19 protein-coding genes are annotated in these 19,988 nt (G+C 27.0%); 12 read left to right on the top strand and 7 right to left on the bottom strand.

The genetic code is table 11. From position 1 onward, the window contains the following. Window positions 1–2 precede the first annotated feature (2 nt). The 3 genes from VP90_RS02685 to aspS are packed head-to-tail and all read left to right on the top strand — an operon-like array spanning window position 3 to window position 3,526. The gene (locus VP90_RS02685; RefSeq protein ID WP_262589542.1) at window positions 3–1,082 is read left to right on the top strand and encodes a hypothetical protein; all 1,080 of its coding nucleotides are present in this window, start codon (window positions 3–5) and stop codon (window positions 1,080–1,082) included. After that, complete coding sequence (locus VP90_RS02680; RefSeq protein ID WP_262589541.1) at window positions 1,079–1,741, top strand: DnaA ATPase domain-containing protein; 663 nt, start codon at window positions 1,079–1,081, stop codon at window positions 1,739–1,741. The genes VP90_RS02685 and VP90_RS02680 overlap by 4 nt, the downstream gene beginning before the upstream one ends. After that, the gene (gene aspS, locus VP90_RS02675) at window positions 1,742–3,526 is read left to right on the top strand and encodes an aspartate--tRNA ligase (RefSeq protein WP_262589540.1); all 1,785 of its coding nucleotides are present in this window, start codon (window positions 1,742–1,744) and stop codon (window positions 3,524–3,526) included. Window positions 3,527–3,528: 2 nt separating this feature from the next. Here the strand turns inward: aspS and VP90_RS02670 are convergent, their stop codons facing one another. Next, complete coding sequence (locus tag VP90_RS02670; RefSeq protein WP_262589538.1) at window positions 3,529–4,344, bottom strand: ribonucleotide reductase; 816 nt, start codon at window positions 4,342–4,344, stop codon at window positions 3,529–3,531. Window positions 4,345–4,458: 114 nt separating this feature from the next. On the opposite strand from VP90_RS02670, the gene VP90_RS02665 reads away from it, so the two are divergent. Together VP90_RS02665 and VP90_RS02660 are read left to right on the top strand one after the other, a co-directional pair. Next, window positions 4,459–4,818: an NADH-ubiquinone oxidoreductase subunit NDUFA12 family protein gene (locus VP90_RS02665; RefSeq protein WP_262589537.1), complete on the top strand. Its 360-nt coding sequence runs from the start codon at window positions 4,459–4,461 to the stop codon at window positions 4,816–4,818. Further along, window positions 4,781–5,182, top strand: coding sequence for a DUF2155 domain-containing protein (locus VP90_RS02660; protein WP_262589536.1), 402 nt, complete (start codon window positions 4,781–4,783; stop codon window positions 5,180–5,182). The genes VP90_RS02665 and VP90_RS02660 overlap by 38 nt, the downstream gene beginning before the upstream one ends. Here the strand turns inward: VP90_RS02660 and accC are convergent. From accC to aroQ, 3 genes are read right to left on the bottom strand one after another with little or no spacing between them, the layout of a single operon-like run. Beyond that, the gene (gene accC / locus VP90_RS02655; RefSeq protein WP_262589535.1) at window positions 5,179–6,516 is read right to left on the bottom strand and encodes an acetyl-CoA carboxylase biotin carboxylase subunit; all 1,338 of its coding nucleotides are present in this window, start codon (window positions 6,514–6,516) and stop codon (window positions 5,179–5,181) included. The two genes, VP90_RS02660 and accC, sit on opposite strands and share 4 nt — an antisense overlap. A gap of 3 nt (window positions 6,517–6,519) precedes the next feature. After that, window positions 6,520–6,954, bottom strand: coding sequence for an acetyl-CoA carboxylase biotin carboxyl carrier protein (locus tag VP90_RS02650; RefSeq protein WP_262589534.1), 435 nt, complete (start codon window positions 6,952–6,954; stop codon window positions 6,520–6,522). Then, window positions 6,941–7,390, bottom strand: coding sequence for a type II 3-dehydroquinate dehydratase (aroQ, locus tag VP90_RS02645; RefSeq protein ID WP_262589533.1), 450 nt, complete (start codon window positions 7,388–7,390; stop codon window positions 6,941–6,943). Before aroQ ends, VP90_RS02650 begins: the two co-directional genes overlap by 14 nt. A gap of 16 nt (window positions 7,391–7,406) precedes the next feature. Between aroQ and thiS the strand changes: the two genes are divergently transcribed. Together thiS and VP90_RS02635 are read left to right on the top strand one after the other, a co-directional pair. Next, on the top strand, window positions 7,407–7,616 hold the full coding sequence (gene thiS / locus VP90_RS02640) for a sulfur carrier protein ThiS (RefSeq protein ID WP_262589532.1): 210 nt from the start codon (window positions 7,407–7,409) through the stop codon (window positions 7,614–7,616). A 79-nt stretch (window positions 7,617–7,695) separates the two neighbouring features. Next, a complete protein-coding gene (locus tag VP90_RS02635; RefSeq protein WP_425321968.1) occupies window positions 7,696–8,391 on the top strand; it encodes a thiazole synthase in 696 nt (231 codons plus the stop codon). Here the strand turns inward: VP90_RS02635 and VP90_RS02630 are convergent. Then, window positions 8,388–10,193: an Rne/Rng family ribonuclease gene (locus tag VP90_RS02630; RefSeq protein ID WP_262589531.1), complete on the bottom strand. Its 1,806-nt coding sequence runs from the start codon at window positions 10,191–10,193 to the stop codon at window positions 8,388–8,390. The genes VP90_RS02635 and VP90_RS02630 overlap by 4 nt on opposite strands. 97 nt (window positions 10,194–10,290) lie before the next feature. Here VP90_RS02630 and VP90_RS02625 point away from each other — a divergent pair, with 97 nt between their 5' ends. From VP90_RS02625 to VP90_RS02615, 3 genes are read left to right on the top strand one after another with little or no spacing between them, the layout of a single operon-like run. After that, a complete protein-coding gene (locus VP90_RS02625) occupies window positions 10,291–12,627 on the top strand; it encodes a penicillin-binding protein 1A (RefSeq protein ID WP_262589530.1) in 2,337 nt (778 codons plus the stop codon). A 45-nt stretch (window positions 12,628–12,672) separates the two neighbouring features. Then, window positions 12,673–13,722 carry a peptide chain release factor 2 gene (gene prfB / locus VP90_RS02620; protein WP_262590526.1) on the top strand — a complete coding sequence of 350 codons (1,050 nt, stop codon included), beginning with the start codon at window positions 12,673–12,675 and terminating at the stop codon, window positions 13,720–13,722. Continuing rightward, entirely contained in the window at window positions 13,719–16,355 is a 2,637-nt protein-coding gene (locus VP90_RS02615) for an AsmA-like C-terminal region-containing protein (RefSeq protein ID WP_262589529.1), read from the top strand. Before prfB ends, VP90_RS02615 begins: the two co-directional genes overlap by 4 nt. Here VP90_RS02615 and tyrS read toward each other — a convergent pair. Beyond that, window positions 16,352–17,581 carry a tyrosine--tRNA ligase gene (gene tyrS / locus VP90_RS02610; protein WP_262589528.1) on the bottom strand — a complete coding sequence of 410 codons (1,230 nt, stop codon included), beginning with the start codon at window positions 17,579–17,581 and terminating at the stop codon, window positions 16,352–16,354. The genes VP90_RS02615 and tyrS overlap by 4 nt on opposite strands. A 45-nt stretch (window positions 17,582–17,626) precedes the next feature. Here tyrS and VP90_RS02605 point away from each other — a divergent pair, with 45 nt between their 5' ends. Continuing rightward, complete coding sequence (locus VP90_RS02605; protein ID WP_262589526.1) at window positions 17,627–18,772, top strand: anhydro-N-acetylmuramic acid kinase; 1,146 nt, start codon at window positions 17,627–17,629, stop codon at window positions 18,770–18,772. Here the strand turns inward: VP90_RS02605 and VP90_RS02600 are convergent. After that, a complete protein-coding gene (locus VP90_RS02600; protein WP_425321976.1) occupies window positions 18,769–19,413 on the bottom strand; it encodes an alpha/beta hydrolase in 645 nt (214 codons plus the stop codon). The genes VP90_RS02605 and VP90_RS02600 overlap by 4 nt on opposite strands. Window positions 19,414–19,561: 148 nt before the next feature. Here VP90_RS02600 and VP90_RS02595 point away from each other — a divergent pair, with 148 nt between their 5' ends. Continuing rightward, a complete protein-coding gene (locus VP90_RS02595) occupies window positions 19,562–19,987 on the top strand; it encodes an Rrf2 family transcriptional regulator (protein WP_262589523.1) in 426 nt (141 codons plus the stop codon). Window position 19,988: the final 1 nt, after the last annotated feature.

Raw genomic sequence — 19,988 nt, 5'->3', positions numbered from 1 at the left:
TTATGAGGTGTTTTTCAAAATTAATTAAATTAAAGAATTTATATAATCTTTTTCTATTTCTTGCTTTATTAAATATTTTTTTTTCCACAGAAAATAGTGTTGCAAAAACATTTTCTATAAAAGAAATCGAAATATCATCTCCATTTAACGCTTCATTTGATAAAAATAAGATCATAAATCGAGGCTTTGTTGAAGCATATGAGGAACTTATTTTAACTATTGTTCAAAGCAAAGATCAAAAAAAACTTCAAAATTCTTCCACCAAAGAAGTTAAAAGCTTAGTTGAAACATTTTCGATTGTTCAAGAAAGTTTTATTGATGAAATATATAATCTTACCTTAAATGTAGAATTTAATAAAAAAAGTTTTTTTGATTTATTAGAAAAAAAAAATGTATTTCCTTCATCTATTATTCAAAAAGATTTAATTTTTTTTCCAATAGAGGTAGATGAGGAAAAAAATGAAATATTTCTTTTTTCAGAAAGTCAAATATTTAACAATTGGAATTTAAAAAAAGAAAAATACCATCAACTAAATTACATTTTACCAAACGAGGATATCGATGATTATAATTTAATTAAAAAAAATAGTAACAATTTAGAAGATTTTGATTTTAGAGAAATTTCAAAAAAATATAATTTTGAAGATTTTATCATAATGATTGTTTTTAAAAATAATCAAGAAATTCGAGTACTTAATCAAATAGTATTTAACAAGAACCAAAATTTAAAAAATTTTAAATTCAAAAATATCAATTTAGAAAATTTAGAAGATTTAAAAAAATTTATGGATAAACAAAAAACAGTTTTTGAGGATTATTGGAAATTAAAAAACATAATAAATACATCAATTAAATTGGATTTGAATATATCAGTTGATAATAGCAATATAATTAAAATCGATCAGTTTGAAGAAACACTCTCAAGTATAGAATTGGTTAATAAATTCAATATATTTAAATTTGATAATAAAAAAAACATTTATAAAGTAATATTTAATGGTACTCGAGATCAGTTCTTAAATGTAATGAAAGATTATGATTATTTTTTTGAAATCAAAAATAAAATTTGGGTATTAGAATGAAATCTTTAAATCAAGAAATCTTAAAATTTGATTATGAACAAAACTTTCAAGATCAGGATTTTTATGTATCAAAATCTAATGAATTTTCATTTTTATTATTGAATAGTTGGCCGAAATGGGAAAAAAATTTTATAAATTTAATTGGCGAAAAATTTTCTGGAAAATCTCATTTAATTAATATTTTTTTGCATAAATTTAAGGGTATTAAAATAAACGCAACTGAAATTAGTAATGAATATTTAAAAAAAATTAAGATCTATGAAAATATAATTATTGAAGATTTAAATAAAAATATTGATGAAAAGTTATTATTTACTTTTTTGAACAATATTGAGCAAGACAACAAATACTTAATTGTTACTTCAACTAAACCCATAGTTGATTACTCCTTTAAATTAAATGATTTAAATTCTAGAGCTAAAAATTTTATTTTATCAAAGATTGATAAACCAGAGGATGATTTATTATATGCTCTAATATTAAAAAATCTTTCTGATCGTCAGATTTCAATTGATAAGAAATTAATAGATTTCATTATAAAAAGAATAGATAGATCCTATGGCAAAATATCTGAATTCATATATAAGATCGACGAAATCAGTTTAAAAAGGAAAAAACCAATCGATTTTAAAATTATTAAAGAGGCTTTAGGAGATTAATTGAGTAAATATAGAACACATACTTGTAACGAATTAAGAAAAGAAGACGTAGATAAAAAAGTATTTCTTTCTGGCTGGATCAATAAAAAAAGAGATCATGGCAACTTATTATTCATAGATTTAAGAGATAATTATGGTGTCACACAATGTATTATAGATAAAGATAACAAAAATTTTTCAAACTTAGAAAAAACTCAATTAGAAACTGTAGTTAAAATCGAAGGTAAGGTTGTAGCTAGATCTGAAGACACAATTAATAAAGAAATAGGCACAGGAGAAGTTGAGGTAACAATTGAAACTTATGAAGAACTAGGTTCTTGTAAAGAATTGCCAATGCCAGTTTTCAGTGATCAAGAATATGCTGAGGAAATAAGATTAAAATATAGATTTTTAGATTTAAGAAGAAAAAAAATACATGAAAATATAATCTTAAGATCTAAGGTTATTTCATACATTAGAAATGAAATGACAAAATTAGGTTTTTTGGAATTCCAAACACCAATACTAACATCCTCCAGTCCTGAAGGTGCAAGAGATTTTTTAGTTCCAAGTAGATTAAATCCAGGAAAGTTTTATGCATTACCACAAGCACCACAACAATTTAAACAACTAATTATGGTATCTGGTTTTGATAGGTATTTTCAAATAGCTCCTTGCTTTAGGGATGAGGATGCAAGAGCAGACAGAAGTCCAGGTGAATTTTATCAACTAGATTTAGAAATGTCTTTTGTAGAACAAGAAGATGTTTTTAATGTGGTTGAAAAATTAATGGTTAATACTTTTAAAACATTTTCAAATAAAAAATTATTAAACGATAAGTTTCCAAGAATTTCTTACAAAGAAGCAATGTTAAAATATGGAAGTGATAAACCTGATTTAAGAAATCCACTTATAATAAATGATATTACTGAAATATTTACAAGAGAAGATGTATCTTTTGAAATATTTAAAAAGTTAGTAAAATCTGGTTCAAGAGTAAGAAGCATAATAACAAAAAATACTAAGGATAAACCAAGAAGCTTTTTTGATAATATTGATAAATGGGCCAAAGAACAAGGAGCATCAGGTTTGGCTTATTTTACATTTGAAAAAGATACTGAGTTATCTGGTAAAGGACCTATAGGAAAATTTTTCACTAAAGAAGCATTGCAAGAAATAATGAATTTAACTAATGCGGAGGTAGGGGACAGTATTTTTCTTGCTTGTGGAAAACAAAATGAATTAGAAAAAATAACTTCTCAGGCAAGAAACAAAATTGCAGAAGATTTAGGTTTAATAGATGAGAATGTTTTTGCGTTTTGTTGGATAGTTGATTATCCAATGTTTGAAAGAGATGAGGTTACCAACAAAATTGAATTTAGTCATAATCCATTCTCTATGCCACAAGGTGATTTGACAGAAAAAAATCTTGAAAATCCTTTAGAACTTTTAGCTTATCAATACGATATTGTTTGTAATGGTATTGAATTATCCTCTGGCGCTATAAGAAATCATAAACCTGAGCTTATGTACAAGTTATTCTCAATTGCTGGTTATGATAAGCAGCAAGTAGATGAAAAATTTAGTGGCATGATAAATGCATTAAGTTATGGTGCTCCACCTCACGGGGGTATTGCTCCAGGAATCGATAGAATTGTTATGCTGTTAGCTAATGAAAAAAATATTAGAGAAGTAACAATGTTTCCAATGAACCAAAATGCACAGGATTTAATGATGAACGCTCCATCTGAAGTTAATCCTGAACAGTTAAAAGAATTAAACTTGTCTTTAAAAAATAAAAAATAAAATTATTTTTTACCTTTAAGACTTATTTTTACATCAGATAAATCGACTAGATTTTTTTTGTAATTATTTCTTACAAATCCTTTGCTAGTAATATCCTTAACAATTTTTAATAATTGATTTTGATCTTCATTTTCTTGATCATTCATATCGTTTCCACCAATTGCAGGAGTATGTGCAAGATCTTCTCTATTTTGATAAGATATAGCTAGTTCTCTAAAAATATAATCTAAAATAGAAGTAGCGCTCAATATTCTATCATTTCCATGAACTTTACCTGATGGTTCAAATTTTGTTCCTACAAATGCACTTATAAATTCATCTAATGGCACTCCGTATTGAAGACCTAAAGACACTGCTATAGCAAAGTTATTCATTAATGCCTTAACTAGCTCTCCTTCTTTACTTGTGTCGATAAATATTTCTCCAATTTTTCCATCTTCATATTCGCCTGTATGAAGATAGACTTTATGATCTCCGATTGTAGCTTTTTGGATATAGCCTTTTCGTCTGTCAGGCATACTAAATCTTTTTCCACTTTTTTCTGAGTTTTTGTTTAAGTTTTGAACAACTGTTTCTTTACTTATAGAATTTTCACTTGCACTTTTTGAAACTATTTCAATTTTTTTATTTTCAACTACTTTTTTATTATTTGGATCTAAACTTTTAGTTTTTCTATTGTCTAATTTGACATCTAAAACTTCGAATTTACCATCGTCTCTTTTTTCTAGATTTTTAAGCTCTGTTTCATTTATATCCTCTAAGTAATGATTCACCTTAAAGGTACAAGTGTAATAAGTTTCTACAAGATATTTTGCCATTTCACCTCAGTTTAAAATTAGTTTGAAAATAGATTCTTTTAATTTATATACTTATTCAAATTTTAGTCTAATTTAATTTTTACAATTTTTAATTGAAATAAAAAATAAAATAACATGTTGACACTTTTTAAAAAAATTTTCACTTGGTGGAATCAAGATACTTTTGGAACAAGATTAAAAACAATTTTTTTTGGAAAACTTGCTGGTACAGATCAGTTTGGAAACAAATATTATGAAGATAAAAAAGGAAAAAGATGGGTAATATATTCTGATGTTATTGATGCATCAAAAATTCCAGTTGAGTGGTACTCATGGATGCATTTTACACCTAACAAAATAGAAAAAAAACATGAGCTAGAAAAATATGAGTGGCAAAAACCTCATCAATCCAATTTAACTGGTACCAAAGAAGCATATTATCCAAATAAAAATAAAGATGGTGTTAAAAAAAAATATACTAGTTGGAAAGAATAGTTTTTTTCTTTACATACTTATCTTCTTTTTTCTATTTACATCTATTTCACATTCTAAAAGTCAACTTGAAGGTTCTTTTACTGAAATAAAAATTTTAGATAAAATTAGTTCTAAAAATACTTCATTGAAACTTGAAAATGGCCAATTACTAAAATTTAAAGACTTATCAATTCAAAGTTTAAAATGTAAAAATTCTGAATTTGACGATAATCCAGAAATTACTGCCTACATACAAGTAAGAGATTTATCAAATCAAAATAATGATGAAGTTTTTGTTTTTAATGGATGGATGTTTTCCTCAAGCCCTTCAATAACTCCGTTTGATCATCCTATTTATGATGTGTGGCTAATAAAATGTTATTAAACTATAGTATCTTTATCTAGCCAGCTTACATTAAAATCTGAATTGATAAATTTTTTATGATTTAACAATTTTTTGTGAAGTGGAATAGTAGTTGTAATACCTTCAATAACAAATTCATCTAAAGATCTATTCATTCTTTGAATAGCTTCAGTTCTATTTCGTCCATGACAAATTAACTTGCAAACCATACTGTCATAATAAGGGGTAACTTTGTAACCTTGAAATATAGCGCCGTCTACTCTTGTTCTGAATCCTGATGGTTGGTGGCACATGCTTATAACTCCTGGAGAAGGTTGAAAATTTTTACTGGCATCTTCAGCATTTATTCTGCATTCAATAGCGTGACCTCTTGGGTTTATATCGCTTTGCTTTAGTGCTGTTTCCTCAGAAAACGCTATCCAAATTTGTTCTTTGATAATATCTACTCCGGTCACCATTTCTGTAACAGGGTGTTCTACTTGAACTCTTGTATTCATTTCAAGAAAGTAAAATTTCCCATCTTCATAAATAAACTCGACTGTACCAGCCCCCATGTACCCAATTTTAGAGACCATTTTTACAGTTTTTTCAAAAAGATCTTTTCTAATTTCATCATTCAAAACAGGACTAGGAGTTTCTTCAATAAGTTTTTGATGTCGTCTTTGAACAGAGCAATCTCTTTCATGCAAATGCACAACTCTATTTTTTCCTGCAAGAATTTGTACTTCTATATGTCTTGGATTTTGAAAGAATTTCTCGATATACACCTCATCATTACCAAAGTATTTTTGTGCCTCTGATTTTGCTATAGAAAATAACGTTTCAAATTCTTCCTCTTTATGTACAATTTTCATACCTTTTCCACCACCTCCACCTGAGGCTTTAATCAGAACAGGAAAACCAATTTTTTTACAAAGATCTTTTGCTTCATTAATATCTCTAACACCTCCTTCAGATCCTTCAATAACAGGTAAACCATTTTCCTTAGCTATTCTTTTAGCTTGAATTTTATCTCCCATCATTTCGATGTGTTTTGAAGATGCACCAATAAATTTAATTTTATTTTCTTCCAAAATTTTAGCAAAGTTAGCATTTTCTGATAAGAAGCCGTATCCCGGATGAACAGCGTCTGCATTAGTCAGTTCTATTGCAGACATTAATGCAGGAATATTTAAATAACTGTTTGCTGGTTGATGAGAACCTATACAGATACTCTCATCTGCCATTCTCACATGCATACTTTCTCTATCAACATCTGAATGGACTGCTACAGTTGCTATACCCCATTCTTTACATGCTCTTATAATTCTAACTGCAATTTCCCCACGGTTTGCAATTAAAATTTTTTTAAACATTATTTATTCTAAAATAAGAATTGTTTGACCAAACTCAACTGGCTGACCATCATCAACACAAATTTCTTTTACAACACCATCATGGGTAGAAGGTACATGGTTCATTGTTTTCATTGCTTCAACAATCATTATTGTGTCACCCTTTTTAATTTTTTTACCGACTTCAACAAATTTTTTTGCTCCAGGTTCTGGTGCATGATAAGCAGTTCCAATTATTGGAGAAGTAATTTCTGTACCAGATTTAACGCCTTCAGAAGATTGAGAAGCAGCAGTTAAATTTGTGTTGTTTACAGATGCTGGAATTGTTTGATTGCTTATTGATACGTTGTTTTTTGAAACTTTAATTTTGGTATCTTTTTCAGTAATTTCTATTTCAGTTAAATTAAATTCATCTAAATAATTACTAAGTTCTTTAATTATGTTTTTATCTATTTTCATTTTTTAACTGCTTTTGTAATGAAATTATGGCCAAAATATATCCTTCAGTGCCTAATCCAAAAATCCCACCTGTTGCAACTCCACTTATAAGTGATTTATGTCTAAATTCTTCTCTTTTGTATATATTTGATATATGCATTTCAATTATTGGTTTCTTGAACAATTCAAGGGCATCTCTTATTGCAACTGAAGTATGTGTAAATGCAGCGGCATTTATAATCATTCCATCATAAGTTTTACGTGCATCTTGAATTGTATTTACTAAATCTCCCTCCAAATTTGATTGGATAAATTCACAGTCTAGCCCAACTTCTTTTGATTTTTTTAAACAATTTTCTTTAAGTTGTTCATAATTGTCAGATCCATATTGTGATTGTTCTCTTTCACCTAATAGATTAAGATTTGGACCGTTAATAATAATTATTTTATTATTCATTCAGCTTTTATATACGATGAAAAAAATAAAAATCAAAGTAAATGGTAAAAACAGATCAATTTCTAAAATATATAAACTTTCAGATTTAATAAAACACCTTAAAATTCCTATAAAAAAAGTAGCAATTGAACTTAATGAAGAAATAATAGATAAAAAAAATGTTAACAAAATTAAATTAAAACAAAATGACAAAATTGAGATTGTTCATTTTATAGGAGGAGGGTAACACGAAAAAAGATAATCTTATCATTGCTAAAAAAAAATTTAAATCCAGATTAATTGTTGGTACTGGAAAGTATAAAACGATGTCTGAATGTGCGAAAGCTATCAAATTGTCAGGAGCAGAGATAGTAACTGTTGCAGTTAGAAGAGTAAATATTTCTGATAAGAACAAACCTTTGTTAATGGATTATATAGATCCAAAAAAGATTACCTATTTGCCTAACACAGCAGGTTGTTTTAATTCTAAAGAAGCTCTTAGAACTTTGAGGTTAGCAAGAGAAATTGGAGGTTGGAAATTAGTTAAATTAGAAGTTTTAGGAGATAAGGAAAATTTATTTCCAGATATGATCGAAACTTTAAAATCTACTGAAGTTCTTACCAAAGAGGGATTTAAAGTTATGGTTTATTGCAACGATGATCCATTAATGGCAAAAAGATTAGAAAATGTTGGAGCTGCTGCGATAATGCCATTAGCTGCACCAATTGGATCAGGTTTAGGAATCCAAAATAAAATTAATATTCAAATAATCAGGAAACAAACAAAACTTCCATTAATAATCGATGCTGGTCTTGGACAGGCTTCAGATGCAACAATTGCAATGGAGCTGGGTTGTGATGGAGTATTGGTAAACACTGCAATTGCGAAAGCAAAAAAACCATTTGATATGGCTCTTGCATTTAAAAATGCTGTTATTGCTGGAAGACAATCATACAACTCAGGAAGAATAGATAAAACTTTAATGGGAAACCCTTCTTCTCCATTAAAAGGTATTATTTAGTTTTTTTTATAATATTTCTTTTTTTTATAATTCTTTTTTATTTTTTTTACTTCTTTTTTTTGAGAAATTTTATCTTCTTTATTTTGGGTTTCTAAGTTTTTTAATTTTTCATAATGTTCAACAAGTTCAATAGTTTTTTTGGATTTGTTCTGAACGTTGATAATATATTCTGGAATTATCAGAGAGTTGTCACTGATGATATCAATTGTCATTTTATTTTTTTTTTCAAAGTAAGTTAAATCATTAACAAAGTTTTCTTTTAGAAAATCTGAAATTTTTTCACAGACTCTTACTTCAACAAATTTTGCTTTATTGGTTACAGCCTTTAATTCAACAATTTTTAATAATTTTTGAGCAAAAGACTCGTCTGTTAAAGTTACCTTCCATTTAACAGCACTTTCTCTCAATCTTTGTCGAGACATTTCTAAAAGGCCAAAATTACTTATTCTTCCTATTTGAATTCTTGCTCTATCAGATCTACATTTTTCCTTAAGCTTTCTTTCTACTAAGCGTCGGTTTCCAAAACTAAGCATATCAATGAAATCTATAATTATTAATCCTGATAAATCTCTTATTTTTATTTGTCTCGCAATTTCTTCTGCCGCTTCAATATTTGTGTCTAAAGCTGTGCTCTCAACATTTTTACCTTTAATTGAGCTACCAGAGTTAATATCTATCGATACAAGTGCTTCTGTAGGATTAATAACTAAATATCCTCCTGATTTGAGTTTAATTTCTGAGTCAAAAATTTGATTTAATTTTTGTTCAATATTTTCCTCAATAAATAGCGGTGTTCTTCCTCTATATTTTTTAACTTTTTTTACACTTGATGGCATCATTGTTTTCATAAAAGATTGGGCTTTTTTATAACCTTCATTTCCTTCAACAATAATTTGGTTAGTGCTATCATCGTACATATCTCTTAAAGTTCTTTTAATTATTTCGCTTTCTTGATGAATTAAAGATGGAGCTATAGAATTAATTGCATTATCTTTTATCTGCCCCCAAGTATTAATAAGAGTTGTTAAGTCACTATTGATTTCATTTTTTGTTTTATTGCTTCCTGCTGTTCTTACAATTAAACCCATCTCTTTAGGAATTTCAATTTCATTCAGAATGGATCTAATTTTTTTTCTATCTGCAGGATTAAATATTTTTCTAGAAATTCCACCACCTTTAGGTGTATTTGGCATCAGAACTATGTATTTCCCTGCAATCGAAATAAATGTGCTTAGTGCAGCACCTTTTTGACCTCTTTCATCTTTGATGACTTGGACAAGAATTACTTGATTAGGTTTGATTACTTCTTGAATTTTGTATCTTTTAAATTTGAATCTTTTTTCAGATTTTTTTTCAGTTTTTTCCTCTGTATCTGAATTTTCTTTTGTCTCTATTTCCTCTTTATCAGATTCTACATCTTCAACTTTTTCCTCTAATGGATCATCTATTTCAAGTTTGCCCTCAGCAATATTTTCTTCTTCTTTTGCTTCAACTTTTTTTGAAAGTTCTTCCCTTGCTTTTTCTTCTTCTTCTTTTATTTTTTCTAGGTCAGCCTTTGGTATTTGATAATAATCTGACTGAATATCATTAAATGATAAAAATCCATGTCTTTCTCTTCCAAAGTCAACAAAGGCTGCTTGGAGAGAAGGTTCAATTCTGCTTACTTTGCCTAAATATATATTATTTTTTATTAAATTGTTTTTTAAACCTTCGTACTCGTAGTCTTCAATATTTTCGCCTGATTTAAGTACAACTCTAGTTTCATTTGGATGCGATGCATCGATATATAAATTTTTTTCCATAATATGTTGATTGTTAAGTTCATTAATTTTTTTTAGTAAATTTTGTTTATCTCTGATGCCTTATCTTTAACAAATTCCAAGATATAATGGAAATAAAATGAGTAAATTATTCAAAAATATTTTGTTATTTTCCTCTACTATTTTAATATTATTGGGTATTTTAATATTTAGTATTTTATGGAAATACTCTAACGATATTCCAGATTATAAATTTCTAAAGAGTTATAAGCCACCAGTTTCAAGCAAAGTTTACTCAAGAAATGGAGAATTGGTTGCAGATTTTTCAAAAGAAAAAAGAGTTTTTGTTCCTTACAACGCTATACCAAAAAATGTAATTAATTCATTTTTATCTGCAGAAGATAAAAATTTTTTCTCTCATCCCGGTGTAGATGCGAAAGGTGTTCTAAGAGCAGTTATCAATAATATTTCAAATATAATGGCTTCTAAAAGACTGGAGGGTGCCTCAACTATTACTCAACAAGTAGCAAAGAATTTTTTACTAACAAATGAAGTAAGTCTAAATAGAAAGATAAAAGAGGCAATATTAGCATTTAGGATTGAGAGAGCGTTGTCTAAAGAAAGGATATTAGAACTTTATTTAAATCAAATCTATCTTGGTAGTGGAGCCTATGGTGTAGCTGCTGCAAGTTTGGAGTATTTTGATAAATCTATAAGAGAACTTAATTATTCAGAAGCTGCATTGTTAGCTGCTTTGCCTAAAGCACCCAGTAAATACAATCCTTATAAAGATAAAGATTTAGCAAAATTTAGAAGAAATTTAGTTTTAAAAAATTTATATGAAAATAATTATATAACATCTGAATGGTTAGAAAAATTAAGCAATCAGGAAATTAAATTAAAGAAAAAACAAAAAATATACTTAGAAGATGCGCAATATTATATTGAAGACGTTAGAAAAAATGTCATAGAAAGTTTGACTTATGATAAAGTTTATAAACAAGGTCTAAATATCAATACTCCAATAGATTTAGATTTACAAAAAATTGCAACTAATTCACTAAGATCTGGATTAATTTCCTATGATCAGAGAAAAGGTTGGAGGGGAGCATTAATTAACAAACCTTACAATTCGAATTGGTACAAAGATTTAGATAAATACAAACTTGAAAAATCAATTAATTGGAAATTAGCAATTGTAAAAAAATTAAATAAATTTTCAGCAATTGTAGAAACGATTGATAAAGATGATGGTGTTATTGAATATAAAGATATTTCTTGGACAAAAAAAGAGTTTAACCAATTATTGAAAATTGGCGATATAATTTATGTGAAACAAATAAAAGATAAAAAATATAGCTTACAACAATTGCCAAAAATAAATGGAGGAATTGTTGTAATGGATCCTTATACAGGAAGAGTTTTGGCTCTTAATGGTGGTTTTAGTTTTAAAAAAAGTGAATTTAATAGAGCCACTCAAGCGAAAAGACAACCAGGGTCTGCATTTAAACCATTCGTTTATGCTCTTGCTTTAGAAAATAATTACACACCTACATCATTAGTTTTGGATGCACCTTTAGTGTTAGATCAAGGAGATGATTTAAAGTTGTGGAAACCAGAAAATTATGGAAAAAAATTTTACGGTCCATCTACAATTAGAACTGGGTTAGAGAAATCAAGAAATCTAATGACAGTTAGAATAGCTCAAGATCTAGGGTTAGACAAAATTATCAACTATTCTAAAAAACTGTCAATTTACGAAAATCCTGAGGAACTTTTGTCAATTTCCTTAGGTTCCGCTGAAACTACCTTGTTGCAACTTACATCTGCTTATTCTGTTTTTGTTAATGGAGGAAAACTTGTTGAACCTGTATTGATTGATAGGATACAAGATAGTGAAGGCAACACTATTTATAATAATGATAAGAGATCTTGTTTAAATTGTGATGTAATATCATATCTTAGTGATGATTATCCTGAGTTAAAAAATAAATACAAACAAATTTTTTCTGAAGAAACTGCGTATCAAATGACATCTATACTTGAAGGGGTAGTTCAAAGAGGAACTGCAAAAAAATTAAGAGATTTAAAATTAAATATTGCAGGAAAAACTGGAACTACGAATAATAATACTGATACTTGGTTCATTGGTTTTACATCAAACTTATTAGTAGGTGTTTACGTAGGAATGGATAGTCCAACACCACTCGGTAAATTTGAAACAGGATCAAAAACGGCTTTACCTATATTTAAAAATTTTATTAAAAATTCTGTTAATAAGTCTGAGGCTAGACCATTTAAAGCTGCAAAAGATACTATTATGATGGTTGTGGATCCTTCAACAGGTCAAAAAGCTAAATTTACATCCAAAAATACAATAATTGAGGTTTTTAAAAAGAAAAATGTTGTAGATGGTAAAGTTCTTTATTCAAATTCTGATAGAATGGATATAAACAATATATTAAAGTTTTACTAATGGATAACAATTACCAAAATTACAAAGAAGAAATAAACAAGATTAATCAAAGAATTAAGGAGTATCTTTGAAAACAATAAAATTTACTCAAAACTTGAAAAATTAAATTCTCAAATGTTAGATGCCAATTTTTGGCAAGATAAAAATAATTCAAAAAAAGTTATAAAAGAGAAAAAACTCTACGAAGATTTGGTAAATTCTTTAAATCAATCTCTTCAAAAATTAAATGATTTTGATGATTTGAATGAACTTGCTTTAGAGGAAAATAATCTAGCAGTTCAGGAGGAAACATTACAAAATATAAAAGATTTAAAAAAAGAGGTAAAAAAAAATGAAATCAAATGTTTTTTATCAGACGAAGCAGATTCATTAGATTGTTATATAGAGATACATGCAGGTGCCGGAGGCACTGAAAGTCAAGATTGGGCAGATATGTTGAGAAGGATGTATTTGAAGTGGTCTGATAAAAAAAGTTTTACTTCAAATTTAATTAGTGAGCACAAAGGAGATGAAGCTGGTATTAAATCAGCAACAATAAAAATTGAAGGTGATTATGTATTTGGTTGGTTAAAAAAAGAATCAGGTATTCATCGTTTGGTTAGAATTTCACCATTTGACTCAGGAGCAAGAAGGCACACGAGTTTCGCAAGTGTCTGGATTTACCCAGTAGTGGATGAAAATATAAATGTTGAAATTCTTGAAAAAGATCTGAGGATAGATACTTATAGATCAAGCGGTGCTGGAGGACAGCATGTAAATACAACTGATAGTGCTGTTAGAATTACTCACATTCCATCGAAAATAGTTGTTCAATGTCAAAATGAAAGATCACAACATAAAAATAAAGAAACATGTATGAATATGTTAAAAGCAAGATTATACGATTTTGAAATTAAAAAAAGAGAAGAGGAGAACCAAAGTACAGAAAACAGTAAATCAGAAATTGGCTGGGGTCATCAAATAAGATCATATGTTTTGCAACCTTATAGATTGGTAAAAGATAACAGAACAAATTTTGAAAGCACAAGTCCAGATAAAATTCTTGATGGAGAATTAGACGATTTTTTGGAACAATCTCTTTATAAAATTAAATGAAAATAAATATTTTTAAATACTTTTTATTATTACTAGGATTTTTAATATCACTAATATTTTATTTAAGCATTGTTGGAATAGAAACCGACAAGTTTAATCAGCAGATAAAAGACACAGTTGTTCAAAGTAATAATAATTTGGATGTATCTTTAAAAAAAGTAAAATTAATTCTTGATCCACTTAAACTTAAAATAAATGCAAAAACTATTGGTGCAAAGATCTATTATGCAAATAGACCACTTGAGCTCGAATATATAAAAACTCAAGTATCACTTGATTCTATTCTTAAAACTAAATTAGTTTCCTCTAATTTTGAGGTGGCAACAAAGTCAATATTATTAAAGGATTTTGTAAAATTTATAAGAGCCACAAGTAACAAACCAGAATTATTAATTTTGGAAACTTTCATTAAAAAAGGACATATAATTTTAGATCTAAATCTTAACTTAGATCAAAATGGAAAAATCAAAAATGATTATAAAATTAGAGGATTGTTAAAAGATGGAAAATTTAAATTTTTTAATGGACCAGATTTTAATAATATTGATTTTTTATTTAATATAGAAAAAGACAAATATTTATTCGAAGATATTAAATTTGCATCAGATCAAATTAATTTTTCATCTAAATTATTAAAAGTTAAAAAAAAGAATAATAATCATTATGTTGAAGGTAAAATTCAAAATTCCGAGGCAGTTTTATCTGATAATTTAATTAATATATTAAATTTAAATTTAAATAACTTTAGTTTAAAAAATACCAAGTTTAGTTCTGAGAATATTTTTAATTTTGAAATAACTAATAAATATAAACTAACTAATTTAAAATTAGACTCTGACATAAATTTTAAAAAAGTTATTTATAATAATAATTTAATTCCAAATTATTTTTCAAATCAAAATAGTGAAATCTTATTAGATAATCATAAATTAAAATTAATTTATGAAAACAAAGCTCTTATAGCTAATGGTGCAGGTGAATTTAAGTTAGATAATAAAACAAATAAAATTGAATATACTTTTAAAAGAGATCAAAATAAAATCGAATTTGAAACTAATTTAAATATTAAAAAAGGAACATTAAAAAATCAAAAAACTATCCAAGAATATTTTCCACTTACTAAGGATCAAATAAATATTGAAAATCATAAAATAAATTTAAAGTATAAAAACAAAGATTTTACCCTCAAAGGTGAAGGTAAAGTAAAACTTAATAAAGATTTTGATTATATTAAATATTTTTACAACAAAAATGATAAAGATTTTGAATTTATATCAGATATTAATTTAAAAAATGTTGATTTAAAAAATCAAGAATTCTTAAAACAATTTTTCCCTTCTAGTAAAAAATTTCTTAACCTTCAAAATCATAAACTCAATATCAAATATAAAAATGATTCATTAACTCTTTCAGGTAATGGAAATATAAAAATTGGTAAAAACTATGATGAAATAAATTACTTTGTTCTTAATGATAAAGAAAAAACCAATTTTGATTTAAAATTAATTTTAAATCAAACAGATTTTGAAATTAAAAATTTAAATTATAAAAAAAATATAAATGAAAAAACAAATTTAGTAGTTTCTGGAATATTAAAAAAATCAAAAAATTTAAATTTTGAAAGTATAAGTATTTTAGATAAGAGAAATAAAATTAAGATTAATAATTTAATATTAGATAAAGATTATTTAATAGATAGATTTGATAAAATTGATTTTGACTATATTGATACTGAGAATAAAGATAATCAATTTATTATTCAAAGACAAAAACAAAACGATTATAAGTTAAATGGGTTGTTCTTGAATGCTAATTCAATAGTAACAAATTTACTTGAGAGTAAAAAGGAAAATGAAAATAAAATTTTTAAGAATAATTTTAAATTGAACTTAAATTTGAATGAAGTTTATATAGATGAAATTAATTTTGTTAAAAATTTACAAGGGTTAATTTTTATTAAAGATAATGAAGTAGTAGATGCAAATTTATCTGCAAATTTTGAAAATAATAAAAATATAGTTTTTTCTATTGAAACAAAGAATAACGGTGAAAAAATAACTAAACTTTATTCATCTAAAGCAAAACCATTGGTGAAAAGATATAAATTTATAAAAGGATTTGATGAAGGAGACTTAGATTTCATATCAATAAAAAAAAATGAAAAATCCGTATCAAATCTTAAAATTTATGACTTTAAGTTAAAAGAGGTCCCAGCATTGACAAAACTTTTGACTCTAGCTTCCCTTCAAGGAATTGCAGATATACTGACTGGAGAAGGGATAAGATTTGAAGAATTTGAAATGAATTTTAGTAATGAGAAAAGCTCAATTGTAATAGACGAACTTTATGCAATTGGTCCAGCCATCTCAATTTTAATGAGTGGTTATATTGATGGAGATAATTTGGTGAGTCTAAGAGGTACTTTGGTGCCAGCAACTACTATAAATAAAACAATAAGTAAAATTCCATTATTGGGTAAAATTTTAGTAGGTGAAAAAACAGGAGAAGGTGTTTTTGGTGTAAGTTTTAAAATTAAAGGACCTCCAAAAGATCTCGAAACCTCAGTAAACCCAATAAAAACATTAACTCCAAGATTTATAACTAGAACTCTTGATAAAATTAAAAGAAACTAACTTAATTCAATCTTGATGTGTCTTTTTTTACCTATAGAAAGCTTTAAATAATTTTCTGAAAATAGCTCCTGATTAATAATAACTTTTTCATCTGAAACCACAGCATCATTAATCTTAATAGCTTTACCCTTAATTAATCTTCTTATCTCACTTTTTGAATTTTCTAATTTAGATAAAATTATTAAGTCAATTATATTGATTTTATTTTCTAATTGTTTTGCTTCAATTGTAACGCTAGGTAAGTTAGAGCCTAAAGAATTTCCAGAAAATGCCTCTTTTGCTGCTTGCTCAGAATTTTGAGCAGTATCTTCTCCATGTAACATAGACGTCGCCTTGTTAGCTAATAATATTTTTAAATCATTGATATTTTTTTCCTCTAAAGCATTGATTTCACTTATATCAATATCAGTAAACATTTTTAAAAATTTCATTACATCTCTGTCATCAACATTTCTCCAAAATTGCCAATAGTCATAAGCTGATAAATATTTTTCGTCTAACCAAATAGCACCGTTTTCAGTTTTTCCCATTTTTGCACCTGAGGCTAAAGTAATTAATGGCGTTGTTAATCCGTATGTTTGGTTATTAGAATATCTCTTAATAAGCTCTACACCGTTTACAATGTTTCCCCATTGATCAGAACCACCTATTTGCAGAACACAATTTTCTTTTTTATTCAATTCTAAAAAGTCGTAGGCTTGGAGTATCATGTAATTAAATTCCATATAACTAAGCGACTGTTCTCTTTCTAATCTTAGTTTTACACTATCAAATGTAAGCATTCTATTTATTGTAAAATGTTTTCCTATATCTCTTAGAAAAGAAATATAATTTAAATCTTTAAGCCAGTTATAATTATTGACATATATAGGTTTTGTTTTTGGATCATCATTATCTAGAAATTTTTTTAGAATATTTTGAATATTTTTAATATTTTTTTCAATTTCACTTTCTTCTAAAATTTTTCTTGTCTTATCTTTTCCTGAGGGATCACCTATTCTTGTTGTACCCCCTCCCAACAATACAATTGGCTGATGTCCATTTTTTTGTAACAACCTCAAACACATAATTTGCAATAAACTACCAACATGTAAACTTTCAGCAGTACAATCAAATCCTATGTAAGCTTTAATTTTTTCTTTATCTAATAAATTAGATAAGTCAGCTTCACTTGTGCATTGATAGAAATATCCTCTATCTTTAAATTCTTTTAAAAATTTATTCATAAGACTATAGTTACTATATACAAATTTTTTTTAAAAATAATATCAATGAAAAAAAAATTATTTTCAGCTATGGGCTTAATGAGTGGCACATCCATGGATGGGGTAGATGTTTCAATAATTAAATCTGATGGATATAACGAGGTAGAACTAATTTTGGATCAATACTTTGAGTACGATACTAATCTCTATAGGCAATTATCAACTTTGAGAGACAAAATTAAAAGTGGTGAAGATTTGACAAAATATTCTAAAGAATTGAGTGATTTAGAGAGAGCTTTAACCATTTTTCATGCTGAAAAAATTAGCAAAATTTTATTAAAAAATGGAAGAGAAATTGATCTTATAGGTTTTCATGGACAAACAATTTTCCATAACCCTAAGATTAAAATTACTGAACAACTAGGTGATGGAAATTTATTATCTCAACTATTAAAAAAACCAGTTATTTATGATTTTAGACAAGCAGATATTGATAACAATGGTCAAGGAGCACCTCTAACACCAATTTACCACAGATTATTAATTAATAATTTTCTAAAAAAAGAAAAAGATAATTCAACCCAATCTTTTTGCATTGTTAATATTGGAGGAATATCCAATGCTACAATAATAAATGATATATCTAATAATATAGAAGATGATTTGATTGCTTATGATATTGGTCCAGGAAATTGTTTAATAGATGAATGGATCAGGAATAATTCAAATTTAACCTTTGATGAAGATGGTAAGATTGCAAAATCTGGAAAAATAAATCAATTAATTTTAAATCAAGCAATAGATAATTTCAAAATTGAGACTTATGCAAAATCACTTGATGTAAAAGAATTTGATATATCTTTTGCAAGAGGTTTATCTTTAGAAGATGGATGTTCAACAATTACAGAATTCACATCACATTTGATTGCAGAAGGAATAAAATTTTTAAATAAAAATAATTCTAACAAATATTTATTTTGTGGTGGAGGTCGAAAGAATAAATTTTTGATTGAATCAATTATTAGAAATTCAAATTTAAATAAGAATAATTTTGATATGATAGATAATTTTCAGCTGAATGGAGATTACATCGAGTCTCAAGCGTTTGCTTATTTAGCAATCAGATCTAAATTAAATTTGCCAATTTCCTTCCCAAATACGACAAGATGTAATGCCCCAGTCATTGGAGGCAAGTTGGCAAATAATTATTAATATAAAGCTGTTTCTTTTTTTATATATTTATCCAAAGTTTTAGTTAAAGCATCATTTGTTTTAGAAAAGAAATGATTTGCCTCAGTTATTGTTTGAAATTCAACTTTGATACCTTTTTGAGCGCTTAATCTTTTATCCAATTCAGTAATATATTCTACTGGCACTAATTCATCTTTTTTTCCATAAACAACCATTCCAGATGTTGGACATGGAGATAAAAAAGAAAAATCATAGACATTAGGTTGTGGAGATATAGCTATAAATCTATTTATTTCTGGTCTTCTCATAAGTAGCTGCATTGCAATCAAAGAACCAAAAGAAAATCCTGAAACCCAACATTGCGAATTATCAAAGTTTTCTCTTTCCAACCAATCTAGTGCTGCAGCAGCATCAGCTAGTTCACCTTGACCATTATCAAATTCTCCATCACTTTTTCCAACTCCTCTAAAGTTTACTCTGCAAACTGAAAAATCATTTTCCATGAATGTATGAAATGTATCTACAACTACTTTATTGTTCATAGTTCCCCCATACTGTGGATGAGGCTGTAGGACTAATGCAATAGGAGAAGTGTTTTTTTTACTTTTATAATATTTAGCTTCCAGTCTACCAGCTGGTCCAGGTATGAAAATTTCTAAAATTTTATTATCCATATATGCAATTGATTATTGTTCTCAAAAAAAAGGTACGTTTATCACAACTGAGCGACAAAATGGTAGTCTTTTTTTAATTTATAAACTTGACCATTTTAGTCGGATATATATAAAAAGCCACATTTTAAGGGTAAAAATGAAACTAACATCAAAAGGAAGATATGCCGTAATGGCATTAGTTGATCTAGCAAGGTTTGATAATATCAATCCTGTGTCATTAAGAGATATTTCTTTAAGACAAGGAATTTCATTAGATTTTTTAGAGCAAATATTTTCAAAACTTAAAAAAAATCAAATTGTAAAAAGTATTAGGGGTAATCAAGGAGGTTACATTTTATCAAAAGACCCATGTGAAATAAAACTTACAAATATTTTCAATGCAGTAGATGAAAAAGTTAAAACTGTTCAGTGTAAAAAGGAATCTAAAAAAGGTTGTAACGGTAAAGCTACAAAATGCATCACACATAATCTATGGGATGAACTTGAGGTTCATATTAATAGTTTCTTTGAAAATAAAAGCTTAAACGACTTATTAAAAAATAATAAAGAGAACAGAGTATAGT

Origin of the sequence: Candidatus Pelagibacter ubique HIMB140 (assembly GCF_025558165.1) — a bacterium.
Lineage (GTDB): Bacteria > Pseudomonadota > Alphaproteobacteria > Pelagibacterales > Pelagibacteraceae > Pelagibacter > Pelagibacter ubique_T.
This window is presented reverse-complemented; position numbering and strand designations above follow the sequence as displayed.